The organism is Rickettsiales endosymbiont of Trichoplax sp. H2, from assembly GCF_009690945.1.
Taxonomy (GTDB): domain Bacteria; phylum Pseudomonadota; class Alphaproteobacteria; order Rickettsiales; family Midichloriaceae; genus Aquirickettsia; species Aquirickettsia rohweri.
In genome coordinates this window covers 86677-110942 of record NZ_NPHZ01000003.1, presented here as the reverse complement: position 1 = coordinate 110942, position 24266 = coordinate 86677, and the positions used below count along the sequence as shown (strand labels likewise).

Here is a 24266-nt window from a genome sequence, read left to right as displayed (position 1 = left end):
ACATTATCTACTTATTTAGTTATTCTTTTAATTAATACTTGTTGGGCAATAGATAAGATATTACTGCATGACCAATATAACACAAGCCCTGATGGAAATGATGCAAACATAAATAAAAATATTACGGGTAAAAATTTCATTACTTTAGCTTGAGTTGGATCAGCTGGTTGGGGATTTAACATTTGTTGAAAATAAAGGGTTAATGCCATAATAATTGGCAAAACACCTATATGAAAAAAACTTGGAGTATTCCATGGTATTAATCCAAAAAAAGTAAAAATATTTGTAGGATCAGCAGCTGATAAATCTTTTATCCACAAATAAAATTTAGCATGTCTCATTTCTAATGTTACGTAAAGCACTTTATATAGTGCAAAAAATATTGGCATTTGTAATAGAATTGGTAAGCAACCAGATAAAGGATTGACTTTCTCTTTTTTATAAAGCTCTACTATAGATTTTTGAAATTTAGCACTATCATCTCCACAAGATTTTTTTAGTCTTGTCATCTCAGGTTGAAGATCTTTTAACTTATTCATCCCTTTGAAGCCTTTATATGCTAAGGGGAACAAAAGTATTTTTATAAAAATAGTCAGTAATATGATAGCTACACCAAAATTTTCTACCAAAGAATGAAGATAGTTTAGGGCAATAAAGATTGGTTTAGTGATAAAATAAAGGACTCCGAAATCTACAGCCCTATCAAATAACTTTATGTTATACTTTTTTTGATAATAATCTAATAATTTTAATTTTTTTGCTCCAGCAAAGAAATGAATTTTATTATAATTATCATCTGAATCATTGTTTATTATTGCATCAGTTTGATATCTTTGTTCTTCGTTAATTCTATAACCTAAAAATTTTGTTGAGATTGTTGTTGAATCTTCAGGTATTATTGCAGTTAACCAGTATTTATCTGAAAATCCAAACCAGCCATTATCTGAATCAGAAAATTTTAATTTTTTATCATCTAGATCTTCAAATTTTATTTCTTCTAATTTATTATCAAAAACACCTATAGCTCCTTCATGTATTAGCATTTGACTTTGATTATCAGGATTGATAGTTCTGCTGATTGCAGCATAAGGTTTAATTTTTATATTATCTAAACCTAATATTTTCTGTTCTATAGTAAACATGTAATTTTCGTCAAGTAGAATTGTAATAAGAAATTCAGCTCCTTGACTATTTTTCCATGATAGAGTAATTCTTTCATTAGGGTTTAAATGTTTTTTATTTGAAGTCCATATTGATTTATTAGTCGGTAACTCAATATCCTTATTATTTGAAATCCATCCAAATTCTGCATAATACACATTTTTTGTGCCGGTTGGAGATAATAAAACTACATCTTTGCTATTTTTTTGAACAGTTTGCTTATAATCAAGTAATATTAAGTTATCAATTTTTGCTCCTACTAAATTAATTGAACCGCTAATCATATCATTTTTAAATTTAATCTTTCCAGCCTTAGATTTATTAGATATTGAAATTTTGTTATGAACAAAATCATTATTGATCAAGTTCATATCTTTTAAATCACTGTGGATTTCTAAATTTTTGTTATGTTTATCTATGGTTTCTGGTTTTTGAAAAAAGATTTGCCATAAAATTAATATTGTTATTGATAAAACTGCAGCAATAATTGTTCTGGTATTATTATTCATATTTTTTTCTTTTTTTATTATTTTTTATAGGTACAGGATCATATCCTCCAAGGAAAAATGGATTGCACTTTAAAATTCTTTTTATTATTAGCAAAATTCCAAGTAATCCGTGAATTTTTAAACTATCTTTTGCATAATTTGAACAGCTTGGGTAATATCTACATGATTGTGGTATTAAAGGAGAAATAAAGTTTTGATATATAGATATAAAAAATAAAATAATTATTTTAAAAAGTTTAGTTAGATTTTTTTTCATAATTAGTTATTTTTTTTATACAAAAATCAAAATCCTTTTTTAGAAGTGAAAAACTTTTATCTATCATAAATTTTCTAGCTATTATATTGATGTAGAATGTCTTTGTAAAATCTTTTATATTAATTTGATTTACTAATAACCTTATCCTTCTTTTGCACCAATTTCTTTTAACTGCATTGCCTACTTTTTTGCTAGCTGTAATACCGAAATTTAAATTTACTAATTCTTCTTTTTTATCCAGCTTGGTTATATTAGTTTTGTAAACTATCACAAAGTATTTCCCAACTACCTTATTAGAATTTAAGAGCAACTCATTATAAACAGAACTCTTTGTGATCTTATTTTTTTTTAAATTCAACAATAAAGTAAGTTTAATTTACGCTGACAATATTTTTCTACCTTTAGCTCTTCTGCTATTGATAATCTTTCTACCACCAACTGTAGCCATTCTAGATCTAAAGCCATGCCTTCTTTTTCTTTTAATATTACTAGGTTGAAAAGTTCTTTTTGTAGACATCTTTATTACTATTAATATATTGAAGAGTATTCATTAACTTAATTATAATGTAAAGTCAATATTATTAAATAATGTTTAAATATGAATAAATCAAAAGAAGCTTTATTAAGTTGGTATGTAGAATTAGGAATTGATTGTTTTTTGGAAAAAAATAATCATGATAAAGTACAAGTTTTAAAAGATGAAATAGAGAATGGTGATAAGTATAATAGTAATAAACAGAGTATGAAGCATATATCTAAGAGTCTGGCTGACAAATGTTCTACAGTTGAAGAATTAAGAAGAGTAGTTGAGAGTTTTGATGAATTAGATATAAAAAAAGGTGCTATTAATACAGTTTTTGCAGATGGTAATCCAAAATCAGACATAATGTTAATAGGAGAAGCTCCAGGGGCAAATGAAGATAAGTATGGAATACCATTTTGTGGCCAAAGTGGCAAATTATTAGATAATATATTGGCAGCTATTAAGTTAGATAGGAAGAATTATTACATAACAAATACTATTTTTTGGAGACCTCCAGCTAATAGAAGACCTACTACAAATGAAATAGATGTTTGTAGGCCTTTTGTAGAAAAACATGTAGCTCTTGTTAATCCTAAGATTATTATATTAGTAGGTAGTACTGCAGTTGAGTCTTTGCTTGATTTAAAAACGCCAATGGGGCAGCTTAGAAAGCAAAATTTTAAATATAGTAACCAGTATCTGAAAAAATCCATTGATACGTTTGTTATATTTCATCCATCCTATTTATTAAGACAACCTTCACAAAAAAAAGCAATGTGGCAGGATATTCAAAGAATTTATACTTTTTATAAGAAAATTTAATTTGTAATAATATTCTTAACATCTCTAATGTTGTTGAGCTATAGTTATATAGTTTAATGGAGATTAAGCTTTGTTAATTGTTGTTAAGAATAATATTGACTAAAGCATCATAATTTTTATATAATGTATCAAAATACAAAAATATTATTTATTTATGGCTGGAAAAAAAGGTTCAAAAAACAACGTCAGTAATAGGGGTAAAGCTGCTGATCTAAAACAACTGGATGGTAAAGTTGTAAAACCTATAATGTATGTGGGCGAAAGGTTAGGGCATGGTAATTATATGGCTGCAAAATTTGAAGATGGCAAATTAATTAGGGATGACTCAGGTAGGCCAGTTCCTTATAAAATGGTCTAATTAATAAATATTGATTTTTTAAGACGATATAAAAGTTAATTTTATTAAATAAATTTAAATTTTATTTTTTAAGTGTTAGCTTTAACTTTTTAATTAAGCCCTTTGTATGCTAGAAGATTTATTATTTAAAGCATTTTGAGTATGAATACCCAAGACTTTGCTTAATTTTGTAATATTTTCAATCAATTCTTTAGAATTTCCATTTTCACGTGCATGATCAAGTGGAGTTTTACCACTTTTATCTCGTTGTGCTAACAATTCTTCTAATTTTCCAGTTTTTTTAATAGACTCTACTATTTCAAATTGCCATTCCTTATCACTTTCATTAAATTGTTTAGCTAATTTATGCATTATGTTTTCACCTTTATTATCTTGTATAGTTAGGTTAGCTCCTTGATCAAGTAGATATTTAACAGAGTCTTCGACGCCATGCTCTATTGCTTTCATGATGGTTGTTTCACCATTAATATTTTGAAGATTAATATCTGCATTGAATTCATTAACTACTGTTTCAATCATTTCTGAAGATGCATATAAGCTATGTAATACTCCATTTCCTCTTTGGTCTAATGAGTTTATATCATATGTTTTATATTCTGATCCAATTATTTTATACATAAACTCAAAAAATTTCTCTAATAATGAGTATTGATCAGCACTTTTAGCATGTTCATCAAATAATTTTATTCCTTCTTGCTGCAAAAAGTACTTTAAAAGTTCTGGTCCATCTTCTTTGTTAGATATTGCAGCTATTGGATCTAATCCTTCATCCTTAAAAGCTTGCATTTCAGATTCAACTCTTTTTATGCTTTGTGATGTAACATGTTGAATTTGTGCCAACAATGCAAAATACAATGCTTTTTCTCCAATCATGTCAATTGTTAAAGAGACCACTTCTATTTTTTGTAGCATCTTAGCATCTAATTTGCTTGCAATATCTTTATCAACAAATGGTACAACTTTATCAGCACTAGTTTGCTGGCCCATCTCTGTTAGATGGGATGTTACAGCCTTCATATATTCATAGCAGGAGTCAATTACTACTTCTGGTTTGCTATTTTTTTTAAATTTTTTAAAAGAGCTTCACGTTTAATTTCAAAATCATACATATAGAACCCACTTAAATATTGTATATAGACTATATTTAAAATAGTATTTTACAAATAAAAAAACCTGAGCTGCAGATAAGAATTGCTCTATAAAGAGATAGAAAGTAACAATACAGTAATGTTTAATACAGTTAGGAACAACTATATAGTCATTGCGAGGGCACAAAGTGCTAGTGGCAATCCATAAAAATAGCAACATATACAAATGGAGAAACATTCCTGGATCACCACAGTCGAGCAAAAGCTCTCCTTCGTGATGACTGTAGGATGGTATGCATTCTTCCTTCGTGATGACTATTGAAAGATACTCCCCTTCATGATTATAAGATTTACTATAAATTTCTTATTTCTTATCTGCAGTTCGGGTTAAAAAAGAATGCAGTTAGAAAATATGATGTTTTGAAAGTAATAAAAAATATATTAATTATTTAGCTTTTAAGTCAGCATGAGAATCAGAATTTATCTTTAAATTCCTGTTCAACTATTTAGTGTTATATCTTTTTTATTTCTATTTTTATAAAGTTTTATTATTTTTTATTGAGTTTAGAAGATGATTGCTATCATATTTAATAGATTCTTTTTTATCATTGCTCATTCTATCATATGATTTATACATCATTGCAATTCTAGGATTATTTTCTAGCCTTTCTCTATTAATGACTAAAAAATTCCAGTATAGATAATTAAATGGATATGCATCACTTCCATTTTTCTCATTTACTTTGTAAGTACAACTATTACAATAATTAGACATTTTATTTATATAATTACCACCAGAAGCATATGGTTTGCTGCCTAAAAATCCTCCATCTGCAAAAAGAATCATTCCGGTAACATTAGGAAGTTCAACCCATTCATAAGCATCTGCATATACAATTAAAAACCATTTGTTTACTTGTTTAGGGTTAAGGCCTGCAATTAAAGCAAAATTTCCTAAAACCATAAGACGCTGTATATGATGTGCATAAGCGTTCTTTTTTGTTTCTAAAACGCATTGTCGCAGACAATTCATTTTAGTATTAGCTGTCCAGTAAAAATCTGGCAAATTTTTCTGGGCATCAAGAAAATTGAGATTAGAATATTGAGGCATTTTTAACCAGTAAATCCCTCTAATATATTCGCGCCAACCAAGGATTTGTCTTATAAAGCCTTCTACAGCATTAAGAGGTGCTTGATTTTTGTAATATGAAGTTTCAGCTGCTTTTATACATTCTAAAGGTGATAAAAGTCCGCAATTTATATAAAAGCTTATGTGTGAATGATACATCCAAGGTTCTCCTTCAATCATTGCATCCTGATAATCACCAAAATATCTCAATCGTTGGTTGATAAATTTATTTAGAGCTTCAAGCGCTTGATTACGAGTTACAGCAAAGTAGAATGGATTTATATCTCCAAAATGATCAGAAAATAATTTGTCTACAACATTAATAACGTTGTTCGTAATGTGATCAACCTTATTTTGATATGTATTTGGTATCCTCAAACCTTCTTGTGGCAACTTTCTATTTTCAGAATCATAGTTCCATTTACCACCGACTGGATTATTACCATCCATTAAAATACAATACTTCTTTCTCATTTCTCGGTAAAAATATTCCATGCGTAATTGTTTGCGTCCATTAGCCCATTGATTGAATTCATTTTTATTAGATAAAAAATGATCGTCAGGCATGACTATTACTGGTAATCCATATTTTTCTTCCCATTCATTAACATATTGAAGCACCCTATATTCGCCTGGGTGAGTTATAATTATTCTCCTAATTTTGCCATTTTCCTTAACAATGCGTTTTACCTCTGTGCTTATTGACCCAGTATTGTTTTCATCATCGATTTCAGTATAAATAACATTATATCCTTTGCTTAATAATTGTTCTTTAAAATGACGCATTGCAGATATTAGAAAGACTATTTTCTTTTTGTGATATTTAACATAAGTATATTCCACTTTTGCTTCTGACATAAAAATAATATCCTGAGATTTCTTACAATTTTCAAGGCTTGAAATATTTTCACTAAGTTGATCATTTAGTATAACTCTTAAAGTAGTCATAATATTAATTCCTTTTGTTGATTAATTATTAATTTGCTAGTTACTTTCTTCTTTTTCATCTTTTTTATACCTGGTTTTCTACTTCCATGCTTCTCTAAAATATGTTTGTTTAATTCTTTATGATCAGACTCTCTTCTTAAACTATAGAGCATACGCATTGCATATTTACGAACTTCTTTTTCATTAACAATAGGTAGAGGATAGCTTTTTATTTTATTTGTATGCTCCCAAGGGGTATGAATATATTCTTCAGGCATATCACATAATTCAGGAATCCATTTTTTTATAAAAATGCCTTTAGGATCATGGTCAACTCCTTGTTTAATAGGGTTATATATACGTATGCTATTTATACCTGTAGTACCAGATTGCATCTGAGTCTGACTGTAATGAATTCCTGGTTCATAGTCTAAAAAAAGATTGGAAAGATATAAAGAAGTTTTATGCCAATGTAGCCATAAATGATAGCTTGCAAAGCTCATAAGCATAGCTCTCATTCTAAAATTAATCCATCCTGTTGTAATGAGTGAGCGCATACAGGCATCTATCATAGGGTAGCCTGTTTTGCCAACTTTCCACGCTTCATAATATTCGTTATTAAAGCTATTCTCCCTTAACCCATCATAGTAAGAATTCATATTAGTAAATTCAATATTTGGTTGATCTTCTAGTTTTTGGATAAAATGACAATGCCATCTTAGTCTAGAAGAAAAAGATCTAAGTGAGATTAACCATTTGCCACGATATTCACTTGCTTTCTGTTTAATTTCTAAAATACGTTTTTTTACTGATTGAAAAATCTCCCGCATAGATAATACACCAAATGCAAGATAAGGAGATATTCGTGAACAACTTTTCACTGCGCTTATGGGGGATGACATCTCCTTGTAATATTTCTCACCTCTGTCGTACAAAAAATTATTTAAAAGTTTCATTGCAGTGCTACGACCTCCTATCTGAGATGCCATGTATTGGTTATCACTCAACTTTAAATCTTCAGCAGATGGTAGAAAATCTGATAATATATTTATACTCTCCATATAGCTAGGAGCTGGTATAATGCTTTTTGTCATTTCTTTATACCAATTTTGAGACCATTTATCTCTACTTTTTATATCACGTACTACTCCGTTATTTGGAAACTCAACCCATTTTATATTATTTTCTTTTAACCATTTTGTTACTCTTTTGTTACGCTTATAAGACCAGTCATTCCAAGTCTCTTGGTGTGAATACAGAGTTTTTATAGAATGCTCTTTGTGAATCTTATTAAAAATATTTAGGGCATCACCAACTTTTATGATTAATTTATGTCCTATTTTCTGAAATTCTTCATTTAGCGCTAATAAACATTCTGATAAAAATTTATAATGTCTAAAACTAAGATCAGGTTGTTGCCACAATTTTGGTTCTAATATGTATAATGGTATGATCTTACCATGCTTAATTGCCATCATAAGTGGAGCATGATCATTGATTCTCAAATCTCTTTTAAACCATACTACGTTCATTTAAGGTGCAACCTCTTTTCCGTCCCAGTCAAAGCATTTGCCAGTATCTTTTGGTGCTAGTTTTTCTAAAACCTCAAGCATCTTTTTTGCAGAATAATCAGGTGTAAACAATTTTTTCTCAGGAACATTAGATTGAAATGGTTTAGATAGTTGACTATCAACAGTGCCTGGATGTAATCCTATGATAACAGCATGCTTATTATATCTGCTAGTTTCAATAGCAGCATTCTTTATAATCATATTAAGTGCTGATTTTGATGCGCGGTATGAATACCAACCACCAAGTTTATTATCTGAAATACTTCCAACACGTGCTGAAAGTACTGCAAATACGGATTTGCTTTTTCTGTTTAATTTTGGAATGAACTGTTTCATTATAAGAGCAGGTAAAATAGTATTGACTTCAAATAGAAGATGAAATTTCTCTAAAGATAAATCACGCAATGATTTCTCAGGCATAATTTCACCATAGTGTAATATACCTGTAGCAATAATTACCAAGTCAATTGGTGATTTTTCTGATGCAATCAATGCAGCTTTTTCAATTGAATCTTCATTTTTATAATTTATGTAATTATATGTTATGCTTTGTGAAGATTTTAAAGCTTTATTGCTAGAAAATCCAAATATAGAAATATTGTTAAATGAGATTGGTAACTGCTTAATAAATGCACTTCCAATAGCACCAGAGCTTCCAATAACTATAGCATTATTCATAATAATTATTAATTTAATTTACCTCTATCATAATCTCATTACGCCTTAGAAAAGGGAGAGTCCAAGGTGGATTGTAAAAAGCATATATTGAAGATGATATAGCTTGTATTTTATTTTCTGATAAATACTTTTTAATCTTATTTTCATAAAAATGAATATTATGGTTTGAATTCATGCCTGAAAATTTAAGAACTGCATATTTTTTACTATCGATCTTTTTTATACTAATACCTTCATTATTAGGAACAGGAATTGTATCAATGCTATATTGAGAAGGCATTACAAAGCTTATTCTCCAGGCTCCTTCTACTTTTTGTTGACTCACCGGAGCAGTCATAGAGATTTTCTCATTACTTTGTTGTCTTACTGGTGCAGTCATAGAAACATTCTTTTTTGATTTATTATTGCCAAAAATATAGCCAGCCAATATTTTAAATCCACTTTTAATAGCTTCTTTACGGTTATCTTCAATAGCAATTTCAGCTATAATCATTGGTTGATATTGCCTTATCTCTATATTACCTTGAGATTCAATAACTTCGTATTTAGGCTGTTCAACATTGCTCATAAAAAGTCCTACTGATGCAAATCCTATCGTAACAATCAAAATTATTAGTATTGTAATAGCCCATTTTTTATTCATACATTTTACAATTTGTTTTTATTTAAATACAATTACTGCCATTGTAGCATAATAAAGCCAATTTTAAGGTGTTATTATCAAATGTTTTTATTATTGATGAGTTAAGCTAATATGTTTTAAATGTTAACATATATAAAAAATAATTAGTAAAAAATATTTTATTAATAAGATTATCATAACAATAATTGTGATGGTAAATCTATTTGTATCATTAATAAACTTTAAGTAATATTTATATCGAAATATGAAGAGAAATTTGGGTAAAATTGCTATAATAGGTGCAGGTATAGCTGGAATGAATTGCGCTTATCAATTAAGTAAAATTGCAGATATAACTGTTTTTGAAAAGTCACGAGGCTTTGGTGGTAGGATGTCTACTAAATTAATAGATGGATTTCAATTTGATCATGGTATACAGTTCTTTACTGCTAAAACTAAAATTTTCCAAGATTTTATTTATCAATTTGAAAAAAAAGGCATTATTAAGTCATGGGAAGGTAATTTTGTTGAGATAAACAATAATCAAGTATCAAAAATTAAAAAATGGGATAATAAATATAAACACTATGTTCCTGTACCTAAAATGAGTAGTTTTTGTAGGTATCTTTCAGAGGGTATAGATGTGAAATTAAATACAAGAATTACCAAATTAGTTAAATTAAACACAAAATGGGAAGTTTTTAATGACCAATCTTCTTTAGGAATATTTGATTGGGTTATAATTGCAATTCCACCAGAACAATTAATGCCTCTAATTACTGATTTTTATGATTATTTAAAGCAAATAAGAGACTATAAGATGCAGCCTTGTTATTCATTAATGATTGGATCTAAAAACTCTTTAGATATTGAATGGGATGCAGCAATTATCAAAAACTCTATTTTGAGTTGGATATCTATAAATGATAGTAAACCCTTAAGAAATCGCAATAATTCTATAGTTGCTATATCAACAAATGACTGGGCGCAAGAAAATATTAAAAAAGATATAGAATATGTAAAGAATACTTTATTAACAGAGATTCAAAAAATCTTTCTTCAACTCATTAAAAATATAGAATACTTGAATGTGCATAAATGGAGGTATGCAAATATTAAAAAACAAAATGGAGTTAAATCTATTATAGATAGTAAAAATAGGCTTGGAATTTGTGGAGACTGGTTTATTAAAGGAACTGCTGAATCAGCATTCTTAAGCTCAAATAATTTAATTGATAATATCTCAACTCATATTTAATTTGTATTGCTGCAAATTCTATAATGTATTTAAACAAAATCTATTCAATAATATATTTAGCTCTACAAATCGAATAATAAGTACCAGTAATGTATTTTCTAAGCTACTATGAAGATCATAAATAAATTATTATTTATCATGCATTTGGTTTAAAAAAATAAGTACTAAGTATTATAATGATGAAAAATAAGTTAATTATTCATTGGTTTAGACAGGATTTAAGACTACATGATAATCCAGCACTTTATTCAGCTTTTGAAGAAGGATGTGTTTTACCAGTTTTTATATTTGATACTCACAACTCTAGACAATATCAAATTGGCAGTGCTAGTAAGTTATGGCTATACCACTCATTAATATCTTTACAAAAATCTTTAGATGGTAATTTATATTTATTTCAAGGTGACCCCAATGATATTTTATTCAATTTAATAATAAAATATAAAGCTCAAGCTATTTATTGGAATAGATGTTATGAACCTTGGCAAATAAAAAGAGATAAAGCAATAGAACAAAAAGGCAAAGATAAAAATATCTTAGTTAAGACATTTAATGCCTCATTACTATGGGAACCATGGAATATATTAAAAAGAGATGGAACGCCTTATAAAGTTTTTACACCATTTTATCAAAAAGGTTGTTTAATGTCTGGAGATATTCCAAGAGCGCCATTCCCAAAACCAAAATCTACTAACAATATAATATTTCTACAAGAAAATAAGGATATTAAAATTTTAAATTTGTTACCAAGATATAAATGGGATAAAAAATTAGAAAATTGTTGGAATATTGGAGAGGAAAACTCATTAAGTAAATTCAATATGTTTGTAGAAAATGGATTAAAGGATTATAAGGATGGTAGGAATTACCCAAATAAAAGCTCTGTCTCTTTGCTTTCACCGCATTTGCACTGGGGAGAGATATCTCCATTTTATATATGGCAGAAAGTTAGTAATTTAGATGCAAATCATAACACTTCTCATTTTTTAAGTGAGCTTGGATGGAGGGAATTCTCTTATTATTTATTATATTATTTCCCTTTCATTACTGAAAAAAATTCGCAAGAGAAATTTGATTTATTTCCTTGGCAAGAAAATAAAAAATACTTATTGGCATGGCAAAAAGGGTTAACAGGATATCCGATAGTAGATGCTGGTATGAGACAACTATGGGCAGAAGGATATATCCATAATAGAGTGAGGATGATTGTTGGTTCTTTTTTAGTGAAAAATTTACTTATTCATTGGCACTACGGAGCCAAATGGTTTTGGGATTGCTTAGTAGACGCTGATTTAGCCAGTAATAGTGCCAGCTGGCAATGGATTGCTGGATGTGGTGCTGATGCGGCTCCTTACTTTAGAATTTTTAACCCAATTACACAAGGTGTAAAATTTGATGCACAAGGTTTATATACAAAAAAATATCTTCCTGAGCTGAAAAAATTACCTGATAAATATTTATTTTCTCCTTGGCAAGCTCCTGAAAATATCTTAAAAGATGCAGGCGTGACATTGGGTACACATTATCCTTACCCTATAGTAGATTTACAAGAATCAAGGAATCTGGCTTTAGCAGCTTATGATAATATAAAGTTAAAACGAAATAAATATCTTGGCCATTATTAATGAGATCAAATTATTGAATATTACTCTATATGACACATTATTATATCTATGTTTAAGTTTTATCACTCTAACTATAATTATAGAAAAATTATTCTATAAAAAGCAAAAAATCTGTTATAAAGAGATGATTAAATATAGTTTTGATTAGCGATATTAAATTAATACATTCTTAAATTTTCAATAGAAATTTTATGCTTTATCATTATAGTAAATGTCAATTGATAAGGTTTGTTAGGTTATTATTTTTTACGATAAAATTCATTCTCTAGGTTTTATACCTGTAGTAATGTCTATGGGAATAATTTCATATTTCTATACAGATTGCCATATAAATACGCATTTAATAATTACTTTAGGAGTATTATGTTCATTAGCTTTGTTATTTATTCAAAGTTATTTTCATAGTTTAAAGTGGTTAAAGTTTTTATTACTATTAGTTTTATTTTTTTTGTTAGGGCATATTGTAACTGATTTTAGGGTAGAAAATATTAGTAAAACAAGTTTAGATCGTAAGATACAAAGTAGAATTATTGCAGATGTGGATGAAATTGAGATAAGAGTTAGAGAAAAAAAATTGCTTTTAAGTGACGTGAACTTTTTAAATTTTCAAGAATTAAAAAATATTAATAAAATTAAAATAGTAGTTAGAACTAGGCTTGAAGACATAAAAAAGAAAGATAAGGTTATGGCGAATGTTGTATTAATGCCACCTCCTGGTGCAGTGATACCTGGTGGTTTTGATTACTCAAGGCATGCTTTTTTCAGTAGAATTGAAGCAATTGGCTATGCAATAGGTAATGTAAAAATTATTAAACAAGCTGATATTAAAAGCTATTCCAAAATTGATCAAATTAAGCAAAAAATATTCGAAAGTTTTTATAATAATATGCATGAGAATAATGCAGCAATTGCTGCAGCTTTATTTCTTGGAGATACAAAAAAAATTGATACAAATACGTATGAAAATATTAGAATCTCAGGGATAGCGCATTTATTAGCTATTTCTGGAATGCATGTTGGTTTAGTTGGGGGGATAATATTTTTTATTAGTAACTTTCTTTTTTCAAAGATAAATTTACAATTTATAAAGATCAATAACAAAAAAATAGCATCAATTATTACAATTTGTCTGTGCTATTGTTATTTGATTTTGGCAAATGCACCTATTTCAGCTCAAAGAGCTTTCGCCATGACGACGTTGTTTCTTATTGGCATTTTAATTGATAGAGATACAAGTCCTCTTAGGACTATTAGTATAGCAGCTATTGTGATTCTTTTATTTACTCCTGAAGCACTACTAAGTGCAAGTTTGCAGATGTCATTTTCAGCATGTTTTTCACTTATTTACGGTTTTGAATTGTTAAAAACAAAATATTTAATAAGCTTTAATAAGAATACTTCTGTATTAAAGAAAATTAGTATTTATTTTTTCTCAATTGTTTTAGCTAGTATTTTTGCTACTCTTGCAACAAGTATATTTATAATGTTTCATTTTAAAAATTTTTCTACATATAGCTTGCTCACAAATTTATTAGCAATACCAATTACTGAGTTTATAATAATGCCTTTTGGGATGCTTGCTATATTGTTAATTCCTATAAAATTAGAGTTTATTGGATATTACCTAATGGATAAAGGAATTGAGGTGCTATTGTATATTTCAAGCACAATTTCTTCTTTTCCTAGTGCAATTGTAAATATTTATACTATTGATGCATACAGCCTTTTATGGTTTATAGCAGGGTGTTTGATTTTAATGCTTATAAAAACAAAATTCAAGTACATTGCTATATTTTGTTTTATTGCTTTGATAATTAATATAATTAATTTTAAATTGCCAGATATAGTTATAAGTAAAAATACTAAGCTAATTGCTGTAAAAGATTTACAAGATAATCAACTATATTTGATTAGAGGTTTTAGAGAAAGATACTCAAAGAAAGTTTGGCAAAAAGAATTGAACATTAAAACAGTAAGTAAAAAATATTTAGGAGAAATTTGTAATCAAGATTATTGTTATATTCCAGATCAAAAATTGTTAATTTTATTTGAAGAAAAATATAACAAAAAATTTATAGATATATGTAATGAAATAGATATTAAAGTAATAGTAAATTTTAGAAATCTGTATTATGAATGTAGTGATGTGATGTTGAATTTAAATAAAGCTAATTTTGATTCAGATGGAACGCATTTAATATATAAAGTAAAAGATAATTACAAGACAATTACTGAAAAAGATCATGTTATAAAAAAACCTTGGAATAAAGACTTCTTTAATTAATTATTTTTTCTATTATCTTTACATCAATAGTTTTTTTGTGTATACACACTATATTGGTATAATTTTTTTATTTTTATGACGGTAAAAATTAGATTAGCAAGGGCTGGAGCAAAAAAAAGGCCATATTATAAAATAGTTGTGGCTAATGCTGATTCTCCAAGAGATGGGAAATTTTTGGAAAAAGTAGGTGTATATAATCCAATGTTAGCTAAAGAAGATGAAAATAGGGTTGTTTTAATTCAAGATAGAATTAAGCATTGGGTTTCTGTTGGTGCACAGCCAACTGATAGAGTTGAAAAATTTCTTGAAAAGGCAAAATTAATAAAAACTAAGTCACCTGTTAAAAGAGTGGTTAAAAAAGTTTCTGTTAAAAAACAATCTCAGGACAGTGCAATTAATGAAACTTCAAAAACTGTTGAAACGAAACAAAATAAAGTATCTGAAGAATCAAAGAAATCTTAAGATAAATTGTATTATAATTAATATAAATTTGTTTTTATTTTAATTTTAATGTGGAAAGTTAATATTCTTACACTATTTCCAGAAATGTATCCTGGACCCTTAGCATATTCAATTTCTGGAAGATCTATGTATTCTAATATATGGAACCTAGAAGTAAAAAATATAAGGGATTATGCTAAAGATAAACATAAAATAGTTGATAGCCCACCTTATGGAGGAGGTGGTGGTATGCTTCTAAGGCCTGATGTATTGGGTAAGGCTATTGAAGATTTTTTTCTACAAAATAATTATCCTATAATCTATCTTACGCCCAAGGGTAATTTATTTAACCAATCAATGGCAAAGTCTTTTGTAAACTCTTATAAGGGAATAAATATTTTATGTGGTCGCTTTGAGGGTATTGACGAAAGAGTTATAAAAGAGTATAAAATATCTGAAGTTAGCATAGGTGATTATGTTCTATCTTCTGGAGACATAGCCTCATTTGTGCTGATAGACAGTTGTTTAAGGTTTGTACAGGGGCATATTGGTAATAAGGAGTCCCTCACAGAAGAAAGCTTCGCAGAAGGTGATTATGAAAACCTTTTAGAATATCCACATTATACTAAGCCTTTATTGTGGAAATCTAATGAAGTTCCTAAAGTTCTAACTTCAGGAAATCATAAAAAAATAAATGAATGGAGATTAAATCAGGCTAAAGAGGCTACTAAAAATAATAGACCAGATTTATGGAATAAATATTTAAATGGAGAAAAAAAATGAATTTAGCTGACAAATATATAGAAAAGCAATTATCGGTTCTAAAAAAAGGTAAGGAAGTGCCAGATTTTAACCCTGGAGATACATTAAAAATTCATAATAAAATTGTAGATGAAAGCAATGAGCGAGTGCAAATATTTGAAGGTGTATGCATTGCGAAAACAAATAGTGGGCTGGGTTCTACTTTTAAAGTAAAAAAAATTAGTTGTGGTATGTGTTTTGAAAAAACATTTCCACTTTATTCTCCTTTAGTGGCAAAAATAGAAGTATTGAGAAAAGGTAAAGTTAGAAGAGCTAAGCTTTATTATATGAGAGAGCTTGTTGGTAAGGCTGCAAGAATTAAAGAAGCAAGAACTTCTTATACTAAAGGAAAAAAGAAAAATCACAGTAAGTAGATATATAAAAATAAGTATCTTCATAATTATTGTTATATATTCAAGTACTTATAATATTTAATACAAAAAGCTGTAAAAGTTCTAGCAAAATACTTGTTCTATATATTCTTAATCCGAACTACAAATAAGAAATTTATAGCAAATCTTGTAATCATGAAGAGGAGTATCTCTCAACAATCATCACGAAAGAAGAATGCATATCACCCTACAGTCATCACAAAGGAGAGATATTGTATCTTACCTCCCATAGTCATCACGAGGGAGAGCTTTAGCTCGACTGTGGTGATCCATAACTATTATCGCATTTATATTTGTTGATGCTTTACTGGATTGCCACGAGCACTTTGTGCACTCGCAATGACTATATCGTTGTTCCTAACTGTGCTAAATATTGCTGTATATTCTCATTCTAGCTCTTTATAGAGCAATTCTTATCTGCAGCTCAGGTTGTTTTAAGTTCTTTTTATATTTAATTGATTTTATACACACTGCTCTAGGTTGCTTGACAAATTTGCTATAGTACAATTTTAACATAAAGAAAGGTATTTAAATATGGTTTGTCCACATTGTGTATATACTGCAGCAGCAGTAACATCTAGTTTTTTTGGTGCAGGTGCAGTTGCAAATATTAAAGGTATTGTAACAGTTTCTACAATTGGTGTAGGGTTTTATTTATACGGTGGGGCTCAGTTGTTGTCTTCAGTAGCAAATATATTTAACCTTTTCGCTTCTACTAAAATTGCTTATAATTTTTTTGATGATAGTTATATGAAAGGATCGGTGTCAGTTTGTGCTGTTAGTTCTATAGCATATTATATAGGTGGATTACCATATGTGAATTATGGACTATTATCTATCAATATATTAGGTGCAGGGAGCTCATTATACAATTATTTTACTCATACATCACATGATGATGATCATAATAATCATCATCACCATCATATGGAGGCTTTAACGAAAGATTTTTCACAACTTACTGTTATGGCTTCACATCTACTTACTGAAGGTACTTCTAAAAATGAAAAATTCATTGTTCCTGAAAATACAAAGTCTAAAATCTTTGGAAAAGGAGGGTTAGATTCATTTATTTTAAGTTCTGGAAAAGATCATTTATATTTCAGTATGTGCAGTACAAAAATTACAGACGGCAAAGTCTCTACTATTTGGAATTTTAATCCTAGCGAAGACAAAGTTTATTTATTTTGCACTAAAAAAGAATTAGCTCCAGAAGATGTACATTTACATAAAGTTCATGGAGTGACATATATCATAATTGCTGGAAAATTTGAAGAAACAGGAATTGCTGTATATATGGAAAATGACTCAGATGAACTTACATTAGTAGATAATATTGTTCTTAATGAAAGATTTTCTGATTTAACCGAATAAAGATAATTATAATTAAATGCACTATAATCAGTATTTTCTGCAAAATTATAGTGTATTTAGTGCTCTTACACACCATCTAAAAGTAAAATAAATTATAAATAGTTTTTATTTCAATATTTTTTGAAAATTTTACAAAAAATAAAATAATTTTTATTAAAATATTGAATTATCAGCATTGACATACTATTTAATATCTTATACTATCCAATAATTAGTTATGGGGTTCCTTTAAGTACATCTCTTCTCATATTTTCTTCCTAACAATTTTATCTATATCATTGTGCTTAAAGGTAACCCGCCCAAAAGTTCTCTTTATAGTTAAAAGTTTTGATAAATTACTAAAAATACAATTATTGCCATCATAATTGCTGGGATTTCATTGAAGATTCTGAAAAATTTTTCGCTATGTTTATTTTGATTAATGGAAAAATTTTTTGCATATTTTGCCATTAGATGATGTATGTAAATTAAGCAAATAACAAAAAGCAATTTTATGTGCAGCCAAGCGTTATCTTTCATTCCTATTATATAAATTAATATTATGCCAGTTAATAGGCTTGAAATTAATGCTGGTAACATAATTAATTTCAACAATTTTTTTTCCATAATTTTAAATAATTTATCAGATTCTGATTTATATTTGACTTTTGTATGGTAAACAAAAATTCTAGGAAGATATAATAGTCCAGCCATCCAAGAAATAATTGAAATTATGTGAAATGCTTTAAAAAATAAATAATTTTCTAAAATAAAAGTTTTTAACATATTATTATTACTTAAAATTTATATTAAGAAGCTTAATTTAGCTTTGTCCTAGATCCTATAATTTTTTCAAAAAACAAATAAATTAGTGCAAGAAAAATAATATAGAATGCTGGAGAGTAGTATAGCTCTGTTGTTTTTATTAAATATGAACATATTACTGGTAAAAATCCACCAAAGATAGCAATGCCGATTGTATAACTTAATCCTACACCACTATATCTTACTTCGGTATTAAAAATTTTAATAGCATATGGATATGCTGGTGCACAAAGCCCTCCACCTAAAAATGGAAATATCAACAGTCCTAACATAAATAGCATACTATTATCACTATTTATGGCAATAAAAGCTGGAATAGTTAATAAAATAGATAAATAAGAGAAGAAAATAATAAATTTTCTAGGATTAAATTTATTAGACACTTTACCTAGAATCATTAAAGATATTATAAAAGAAAATATTGAAATAGATGAGTATTTTAAAGCTTTTATGTGTTCTATGTTGAGTTGTTTTTCTAAATAAGGTGTTAAAAATGCCATAATAATATATGATAAAGATGTAGTGATACCTCCTAGAGATGCAATTAATATCATTTCTTTCCAATAGTTTTGAAAAACTTTTACAATTGGTAATTTTAAAATTTTCTCTTCTTTTTTAGCATTTATGAAATCTTGCGTTTCTGGAAGAGAAAATCTTAAATATAAACCAATTAAGCCTAAAATAGAGGAAATAAAAAATGGTATTCTCCAACTAAAAGAATTATTTATTTGGAGAGAATCAATTAAAATTCCTATAATAACAGCTAAAAAAGAGCCAGACACTATAGATGCAATTATTATTCCGCCTGAGAAGCCATGATTTGTAGTTTTACTATGTTCAAGCATATACAAAGCTGCACCTGGACCCTCTCCTCCAACAAAGAAGCCTTGAGATAGCCTTAAAAATAGTAACAAAATTGGAGCTAAAATGCCTATTGATTCATAATCAGGTGTAATGGCTATCAAAAATGTAACAATTGACATGCCAAGTATTGTGTAGCTTAAACTTTTTTTCCTACCTATTTTATCACCAAAGTGACCAAAAAAAACCGCTCCAATTGGTCTAGATAGAAACCCTGTTCCAAAAATTATGAATACAGAAATCAATTGTGTAAATGAATCTAACTTTGGAAAAAATGATTGTCCAATTTGTTTTGCAAATATAGCAAATAATGTAAAACCAAAATATTCTATTAAGTTTCCAAGCAGGGAAGTCAAAGCAATTTTATGTGATATTTTCATAAATACTATTTTTCTAATACCTTTAGTTAGCAATACTAATATAATAAAATTTAATTTTTACAAGTAAAATGGTTAAGGATAAAAATTGTTAAGCAAGAAATTGCAAATCCTGGTATGATTTCATATAAATTAAAGATACCACCATATGACTTAAGTATATGCCAAAAAATAACAGTAAATCCACCAGAAAAAATTCCACATAAGGCGCTTAACTTATTCATCTTTTTGGAATATAATGAGAATAAAATTGTTGGGCCAAATGCACTTCCTAATCCTGCCCAAGCTAAAGATACTAATTGAAGTACAGTGTTTTGAGGATTGGATGCATATGTAGCAGAAATAAATATTATAAAAAACATTATAATTCTTATTATCCATACTTTATTTAACTTATTTAATATTTTTATTGAGAAATTTTCTGTTAATGAGCAAGATGTAGCATGAAGTTGGGCAGATATTGTGCTCATTATTGCTGATATTACTGCAGCTAAAATCACTCCTGATAACCAATTTGGAAATAACGCATCTGCGGATAATAAAAATATTGTTTCAGGGTTAATATTATTTATATCAGTAAATAATAATCTTCCAAATAAACCAATAAAAAAAGATCCAATTAGTGATAAAATCATCCAACTCATACAAATATTTTTAGAGATATTTAGTGTTTTTGACTTATCTATAGCCATGAATCTTACTAATATATGAGGTTGGCCAAAATAGCCAAGACCCCAGCTTAATAATGATATTATAGAAATATAATTAAGATTTGAGAATGGATTTGTAATATTTAAATTAATATTATTAATGTTGTTGAAATCATAGTTAAATATGATTGTGATAGGTACTAATAATAATGAAAATAACATTAGTGTTCCTTGTATAACATCAATTTTATTAATAGTATTAAGTCCTCCTAATGATGTATAAAGCAGTACAAATGCAGAGCTGAAAATTAAACAATATAAGTAATTAAATTTAGTATAGGTTTCAATTAAGAAAGATAGTGCAACAAGAGCTGATGCTATGTAAATAATAAAAAAAATCGTTGTAATAATAGATACAGTTATTTTTAATATTCTAGAATTATCATTAAATCTATTTGACAAATAACTAGATATAGTGATTGAATCGCCATATTTTTTAGTGTTTACCCTTATTCTTCTTGCTATAAATTGCCAATTCAAATATGCCCCTATGGATAATCCTATTGGCAGCCAAATTTCTTGAATTCCATTTAATAATACAGCTCCTGGAAGTGCCATCATAATCCACCCACTCATGTCGGCTGCACCTGCTCCAAGAGCAGTAGATATAGGATTTAATTTTCTTCCACCTAAAGCAAAGTCTTTAGATGTTTTTACTTTTTTAGTTGTAAAAACACCAATTAAAATTATTATAATAAAATATAGAAGTATAACGAGAAGCTTCATTGTAATTTATTTATAGCACTTACGAAAAAATCTAACAGAAGTTATACTAGAGTGAAGAAGATAAAACAATACAATAAATTAGATCATGGGTTACATATTAAATAAAAATTTAAAATTAATAAGATTTTCAATTATAGCGTTTTTATTTTTGATGCAAATTTTTTGGGTGCCTGAGGTTTGTTTTTCAAAAAATAAACATAAATCTGGAGATTTTGATTACTATATATTTGCACAAAGTTGGTATCCTTCATTTTGCTTTGGGGGACCAAAAGATGAATGTGTAAATTTGACATTATTTATGCAAAAAAACTTATCTCCACATGGTTTATGGCCAAGTAAAAATAAAGTTTATTCTGTATCAAAACAGCCATATAATTGTGAATATAGCAAAGGTTGTGAATCTATTGAAGATTGTAATTTTGATTCAAAAAAAATTAATGAAAAAATATTTAATGAGATAAAGATGATAATGCCACCTAACTTGATAAAACATGAATGGAAAAAACATGGTACATGCAGTAATTATAACCAGTCAGAATATTTTGAAAATATTTTGTATTTGCAAAATCAGTATAAAACATCAAAGTTAATTCAAAATAAAATTGGAAAAAGTTTTAAATATACTGAATTGCTAAAAATATTTGGTGGAAAAAATAAAGTAAATTTATTTTGTAGAAATATAGGTGAAAATCAATATTTAGATCAAGTACATTATTTTTTAGATAAGAATTTGAAGCAAATTAGCACTAAATATTATAGAACTAGTTGTAATAGCAACTTAAAGATATATATTAAATAGTATTTAATTGTTATATCGATTAAATTAACTTTAGGCTAGTCTTTTGACAAGTAATTTTAAAAATGGCAATATACATGTTTATTTTTAATATAGTAAATAATAATAGAGAGGTTTTAAGCTGTAATGGCAATACAAGTTAATAAAATATATGGTAACCAAATAATATTCTATAATCCCAGTTCTGAAAATGGCTTGAAATCTTTTCAAAGGCTAGTGCATCCAGATAAGAATCTAGGTAAGAAAGAAATTGCTGAGGAAGTTTTTCGTGGTATGGATGATGCACAAAAACAAGCAAATAAAGAGGCTGAAGAGAGGTCAAAAGCAAAGGGAGAAGAGCGAAAAAAAAATGATGAATATCCATTTGAATATAACGCAAAAAAAGATGAAATTTGTTTTTTATTACCAAAGGTATATAAATACAATGGAGGTATTAATAATGATGTAGAAAGTCTACTCACTAATAATTGTGAAGATTTTACAAAGAGTAATTTTAACATTGAGCAGCAAATGTTAATTAATGAACGTTTATATAGTTTTCCGGATCACAGTAAGAGGGAAAAAATTCAAAAAGCTTATATTACTTTAAATGATGGAAAAGAACATACAAATTCTGAAATAAACGATGCAATATTATGTACTCGAGATCCAGATGAATGTTAAAATGTAAAAAAATTATGAAGAAATTTCAATTAAATTTAAGAGATAACTTAGTGGTAAGTTTTTTTATTTTTCTATTATTTAACACTTTATTTTTTAATTCACATGCTAAAAGTAATGATGAAAAAATTCAAAATAAAGAGCATAAATCAAAAGATGCAATAAGCAAAGAATTAGAATATTTGAGCAAAGGTATAAAATATGACTATAGCAAAAATAGCAACAAAATTGAATTAGTAACAAAGAAGATTGATAAGCCAAACGATACTTCGAAAGATAATGCAATTAATAAAGAATTGGAATATTTGAGTAAAGTTATAAAGCATGATTATAGCGAAAATGATAACAAAGTTGAATTAGTAACAAAGAAAATTGATAAGTCAGAAAGTAATTCAAAGGATATTCAGAGTATAAAGCATGACAATAGCAGAAATAATAACAAGGTTGAATTAGTAACAAAGAAGATTGATAAGCCAAACGATACTTCGAAAGATAATGCAATTAATAAAGAGATAAAGTATTTGAATGATGGCATAGATTATGAAAAAAGAAAAAATAAACTTAAAGGCCAAATATATTTAAGAGTTGATGTTGGAATTTTAAAATCACAGCCAAAAGTATATAAAGATAATTTTTGTGTTAAGAATAATAACTGTGATAATAAAGGTTATGATGCAGGGAAAAATTATAATTTTGGAATAGGTTGGTATATTAACAATGATTACAGGATTGATTTATTATACAATAAAGCTAATTTGAAATTTGATTATAAGCAGCAAAAAGGTGCTAAGAATACTTATTATAAGCATAAAGTAGATATTTCTACATTAATGTTAAATTTATACAGGTATAAAAGCATATCAAAGTACTTTGATATATATATAGGTGGAGGAATTGGTTATACTAGAATATCTCCTGAGGATGGTATAATAACATTTAATAATCAAAAAGATACCTATAGTGCTAAACCAAGTAATAATTTTTCTTATAATTTAGCTAGTGGAATATCTTTTAAAGTTAATAATAATGCAGAGTTAAATTTAGGCTATAGATTTTTAAATTATGGTAAGGTAAAAGGATTTGATAGCTATGATGTATGGCCTGGTGCTCATGGTCCTTTTTCAAATGTTAAAAGAGAGCCCCTCAAAGGGCATAACCTTTCTTTAGGCATTATTTATAAGTTACCAAAAAAGTAGTTTCTATAAATTAACCCGAACTGCAGATAAGAAGTTAGAAATTTATAACAAATTTTCTAATCATAAAGTACAGTGTATCTCGCAGTCATCACGAAGTAGGGACGTTTACACTGTGCACAGTCATCACGAGCCACGAAAGTGGCGTGGTGATCCAGGAATGTTGCTTTATTTACGTTTGTTGATGCATTTCTGGATTGCCACACTACGGCTACTGCCTTCGCTCGCAATGACTATATCGTTGTTCCGAACTGTATTAAATATTCCTGTATGGTCGCTTTTAGCTTTTTATAGAGCAATTCTTATCTGCAACTAGGATT

General features: G+C 27.8%; 24 protein-coding genes. 12 read left to right on the top strand and 12 right to left on the bottom strand.

Annotated features, from left to right (window positions below):
• Positions 1-11: 11 nt before the first annotated feature.
• The 4 genes from yidC to rpmH are packed head-to-tail and all read right to left on the bottom strand — an operon-like array spanning position 12 to position 2443.
• The gene (gene yidC / locus h2es_RS04220) at positions 12-1670 is read right to left on the bottom strand and encodes a membrane protein insertase YidC (protein ID WP_154511696.1); all 1659 of its coding nucleotides are present in this window, start codon (positions 1668-1670) and stop codon (positions 12-14) included.
• On the bottom strand, positions 1663-1926 hold the full coding sequence (yidD, locus tag h2es_RS04215) for a membrane protein insertion efficiency factor YidD (RefSeq protein ID WP_126044944.1): 264 nt from the start codon (positions 1924-1926) through the stop codon (positions 1663-1665). The genes yidC and yidD overlap by 8 nt, the downstream gene beginning before the upstream one ends.
• Positions 1907-2284, bottom strand: a complete 378-nt coding sequence (gene rnpA / locus h2es_RS04210) for a ribonuclease P protein component (protein WP_154511694.1) — start codon at positions 2282-2284, stop codon at positions 1907-1909. The genes yidD and rnpA overlap by 20 nt, the downstream gene beginning before the upstream one ends.
• Positions 2285-2302: 18 nt before the next feature.
• Positions 2303-2443 carry a 50S ribosomal protein L34 gene (gene rpmH, locus h2es_RS04205; RefSeq protein ID WP_126044943.1) on the bottom strand — a complete coding sequence of 47 codons (141 nt, stop codon included), beginning with the start codon at positions 2441-2443 and terminating at the stop codon, positions 2303-2305.
• Between the two features lie 81 nt (positions 2444-2524).
• Between rpmH and h2es_RS04200 the strand changes: the two genes are divergently transcribed.
• Together h2es_RS04200 and h2es_RS04195 are read left to right on the top strand one after the other, a co-directional pair.
• Positions 2525-3271: a uracil-DNA glycosylase gene (locus h2es_RS04200; protein WP_154511692.1), complete on the top strand. Its 747-nt coding sequence runs from the start codon at positions 2525-2527 to the stop codon at positions 3269-3271.
• 154 nt (positions 3272-3425) lie between these two features.
• Positions 3426-3629 (top strand): hypothetical protein, encoded by a 204-nt coding sequence (locus tag h2es_RS04195; protein WP_126044941.1) that lies wholly within the window; start codon positions 3426-3428, stop codon positions 3627-3629.
• A gap of 93 nt (positions 3630-3722) precedes the next feature.
• Here h2es_RS04195 and h2es_RS04190 read toward each other — a convergent pair whose 3' ends face one another.
• The 5 genes from h2es_RS04190 to h2es_RS04170 form a co-directional block, all read right to left on the bottom strand.
• Positions 3723-4646, bottom strand: coding sequence for an ankyrin repeat domain-containing protein (locus h2es_RS04190; protein ID WP_154511690.1), 924 nt, complete (start codon positions 4644-4646; stop codon positions 3723-3725).
• 606 nt (positions 4647-5252) lie between these two features.
• Positions 5253-6794 (bottom strand): cryptochrome/photolyase family protein, encoded by a 1542-nt coding sequence (locus h2es_RS04185; protein ID WP_154511688.1) that lies wholly within the window; start codon positions 6792-6794, stop codon positions 5253-5255.
• Positions 6791-8305: an FAD-binding domain-containing protein gene (locus h2es_RS04180; protein ID WP_154511686.1), complete on the bottom strand. Its 1515-nt coding sequence runs from the start codon at positions 8303-8305 to the stop codon at positions 6791-6793. The genes h2es_RS04185 and h2es_RS04180 overlap by 4 nt, the downstream gene beginning before the upstream one ends.
• Positions 8306-9022 (bottom strand): SDR family NAD(P)-dependent oxidoreductase, encoded by a 717-nt coding sequence (locus h2es_RS04175; RefSeq protein WP_154511684.1) that lies wholly within the window; start codon positions 9020-9022, stop codon positions 8306-8308.
• 13 nt (positions 9023-9035) lie between these two features.
• Positions 9036-9665, bottom strand: a complete 630-nt coding sequence (locus h2es_RS04170; RefSeq protein ID WP_154511682.1) for an SOUL family heme-binding protein — start codon at positions 9663-9665, stop codon at positions 9036-9038.
• A gap of 244 nt (positions 9666-9909) precedes the next feature.
• On the opposite strand from h2es_RS04170, the gene h2es_RS04165 reads away from it, so the two are divergent.
• The 7 genes from h2es_RS04165 to h2es_RS04135 all read left to right on the top strand — a co-directional run bounded on the left by h2es_RS04165 (position 9910) and on the right by h2es_RS04135 (position 17819).
• Entirely contained in the window at positions 9910-10902 is a 993-nt protein-coding gene (locus tag h2es_RS04165; RefSeq protein WP_154511680.1) for an NAD(P)/FAD-dependent oxidoreductase, read from the top strand.
• A gap of 179 nt (positions 10903-11081) precedes the next feature.
• Positions 11082-12527, top strand: coding sequence for a cryptochrome/photolyase family protein (locus tag h2es_RS04160; RefSeq protein ID WP_154511921.1), 1446 nt, complete (start codon positions 11082-11084; stop codon positions 12525-12527).
• Positions 12528-12819: 292 nt separating this feature from the next.
• Positions 12820-14811, top strand: a complete 1992-nt coding sequence (locus h2es_RS04155; protein ID WP_195909972.1) for a ComEC/Rec2 family competence protein — start codon at positions 12820-12822, stop codon at positions 14809-14811.
• A 75-nt stretch (positions 14812-14886) separates the two neighbouring features.
• On the top strand, positions 14887-15273 hold the full coding sequence (gene rpsP / locus h2es_RS04150; protein ID WP_126044952.1) for a 30S ribosomal protein S16: 387 nt from the start codon (positions 14887-14889) through the stop codon (positions 15271-15273).
• A 48-nt stretch (positions 15274-15321) separates the two neighbouring features.
• Positions 15322-16035, top strand: coding sequence for a tRNA (guanosine(37)-N1)-methyltransferase TrmD (gene trmD, locus h2es_RS04145; RefSeq protein WP_154511676.1), 714 nt, complete (start codon positions 15322-15324; stop codon positions 16033-16035).
• Positions 16032-16427: a 50S ribosomal protein L19 gene (rplS, locus tag h2es_RS04140; protein WP_154511674.1), complete on the top strand. Its 396-nt coding sequence runs from the start codon at positions 16032-16034 to the stop codon at positions 16425-16427. The genes trmD and rplS overlap by 4 nt, the downstream gene beginning before the upstream one ends.
• Positions 16428-16979: 552 nt before the next feature.
• A complete protein-coding gene (locus tag h2es_RS04135; protein WP_154511671.1) occupies positions 16980-17819 on the top strand; it encodes a hypothetical protein in 840 nt (279 codons plus the stop codon).
• Positions 17820-18137: 318 nt separating this feature from the next.
• Here the strand turns inward: h2es_RS04135 and hemJ are convergent, their stop codons facing one another.
• The 3 genes from hemJ to h2es_RS04120 are packed head-to-tail and all read right to left on the bottom strand — an operon-like array spanning position 18138 to position 21297.
• Complete coding sequence (gene hemJ / locus h2es_RS04130) at positions 18138-18569, bottom strand: protoporphyrinogen oxidase HemJ (RefSeq protein ID WP_326845009.1); 432 nt, start codon at positions 18567-18569, stop codon at positions 18138-18140.
• A 47-nt stretch (positions 18570-18616) separates the two neighbouring features.
• Positions 18617-19864 carry an MFS transporter gene (locus tag h2es_RS04125; protein WP_154511667.1) on the bottom strand — a complete coding sequence of 416 codons (1248 nt, stop codon included), beginning with the start codon at positions 19862-19864 and terminating at the stop codon, positions 18617-18619.
• Positions 19865-19914: 50 nt separating this feature from the next.
• Positions 19915-21297: a sodium/proline symporter gene (locus tag h2es_RS04120; protein WP_154511665.1), complete on the bottom strand. Its 1383-nt coding sequence runs from the start codon at positions 21295-21297 to the stop codon at positions 19915-19917.
• Positions 21298-21382: 85 nt separating this feature from the next.
• On the opposite strand from h2es_RS04120, the gene h2es_RS04115 reads away from it, so the two are divergent.
• The 3 genes from h2es_RS04115 (at position 21383) to h2es_RS04105 (ending at position 23949) form a co-directional block, all read left to right on the top strand.
• Complete coding sequence (locus h2es_RS04115; protein WP_154511663.1) at positions 21383-22096, top strand: ribonuclease T2 family protein; 714 nt, start codon at positions 21383-21385, stop codon at positions 22094-22096.
• A gap of 123 nt (positions 22097-22219) precedes the next feature.
• Positions 22220-22756, top strand: coding sequence for a hypothetical protein (locus h2es_RS04110; protein ID WP_154511661.1), 537 nt, complete (start codon positions 22220-22222; stop codon positions 22754-22756).
• The gene (locus h2es_RS04105; protein ID WP_154511659.1) at positions 22750-23949 is read left to right on the top strand and encodes an outer membrane protein; all 1200 of its coding nucleotides are present in this window, start codon (positions 22750-22752) and stop codon (positions 23947-23949) included. The genes h2es_RS04110 and h2es_RS04105 overlap by 7 nt, the downstream gene beginning before the upstream one ends.
• The last annotated feature ends 317 nt before the right edge of the window (positions 23950-24266 follow it).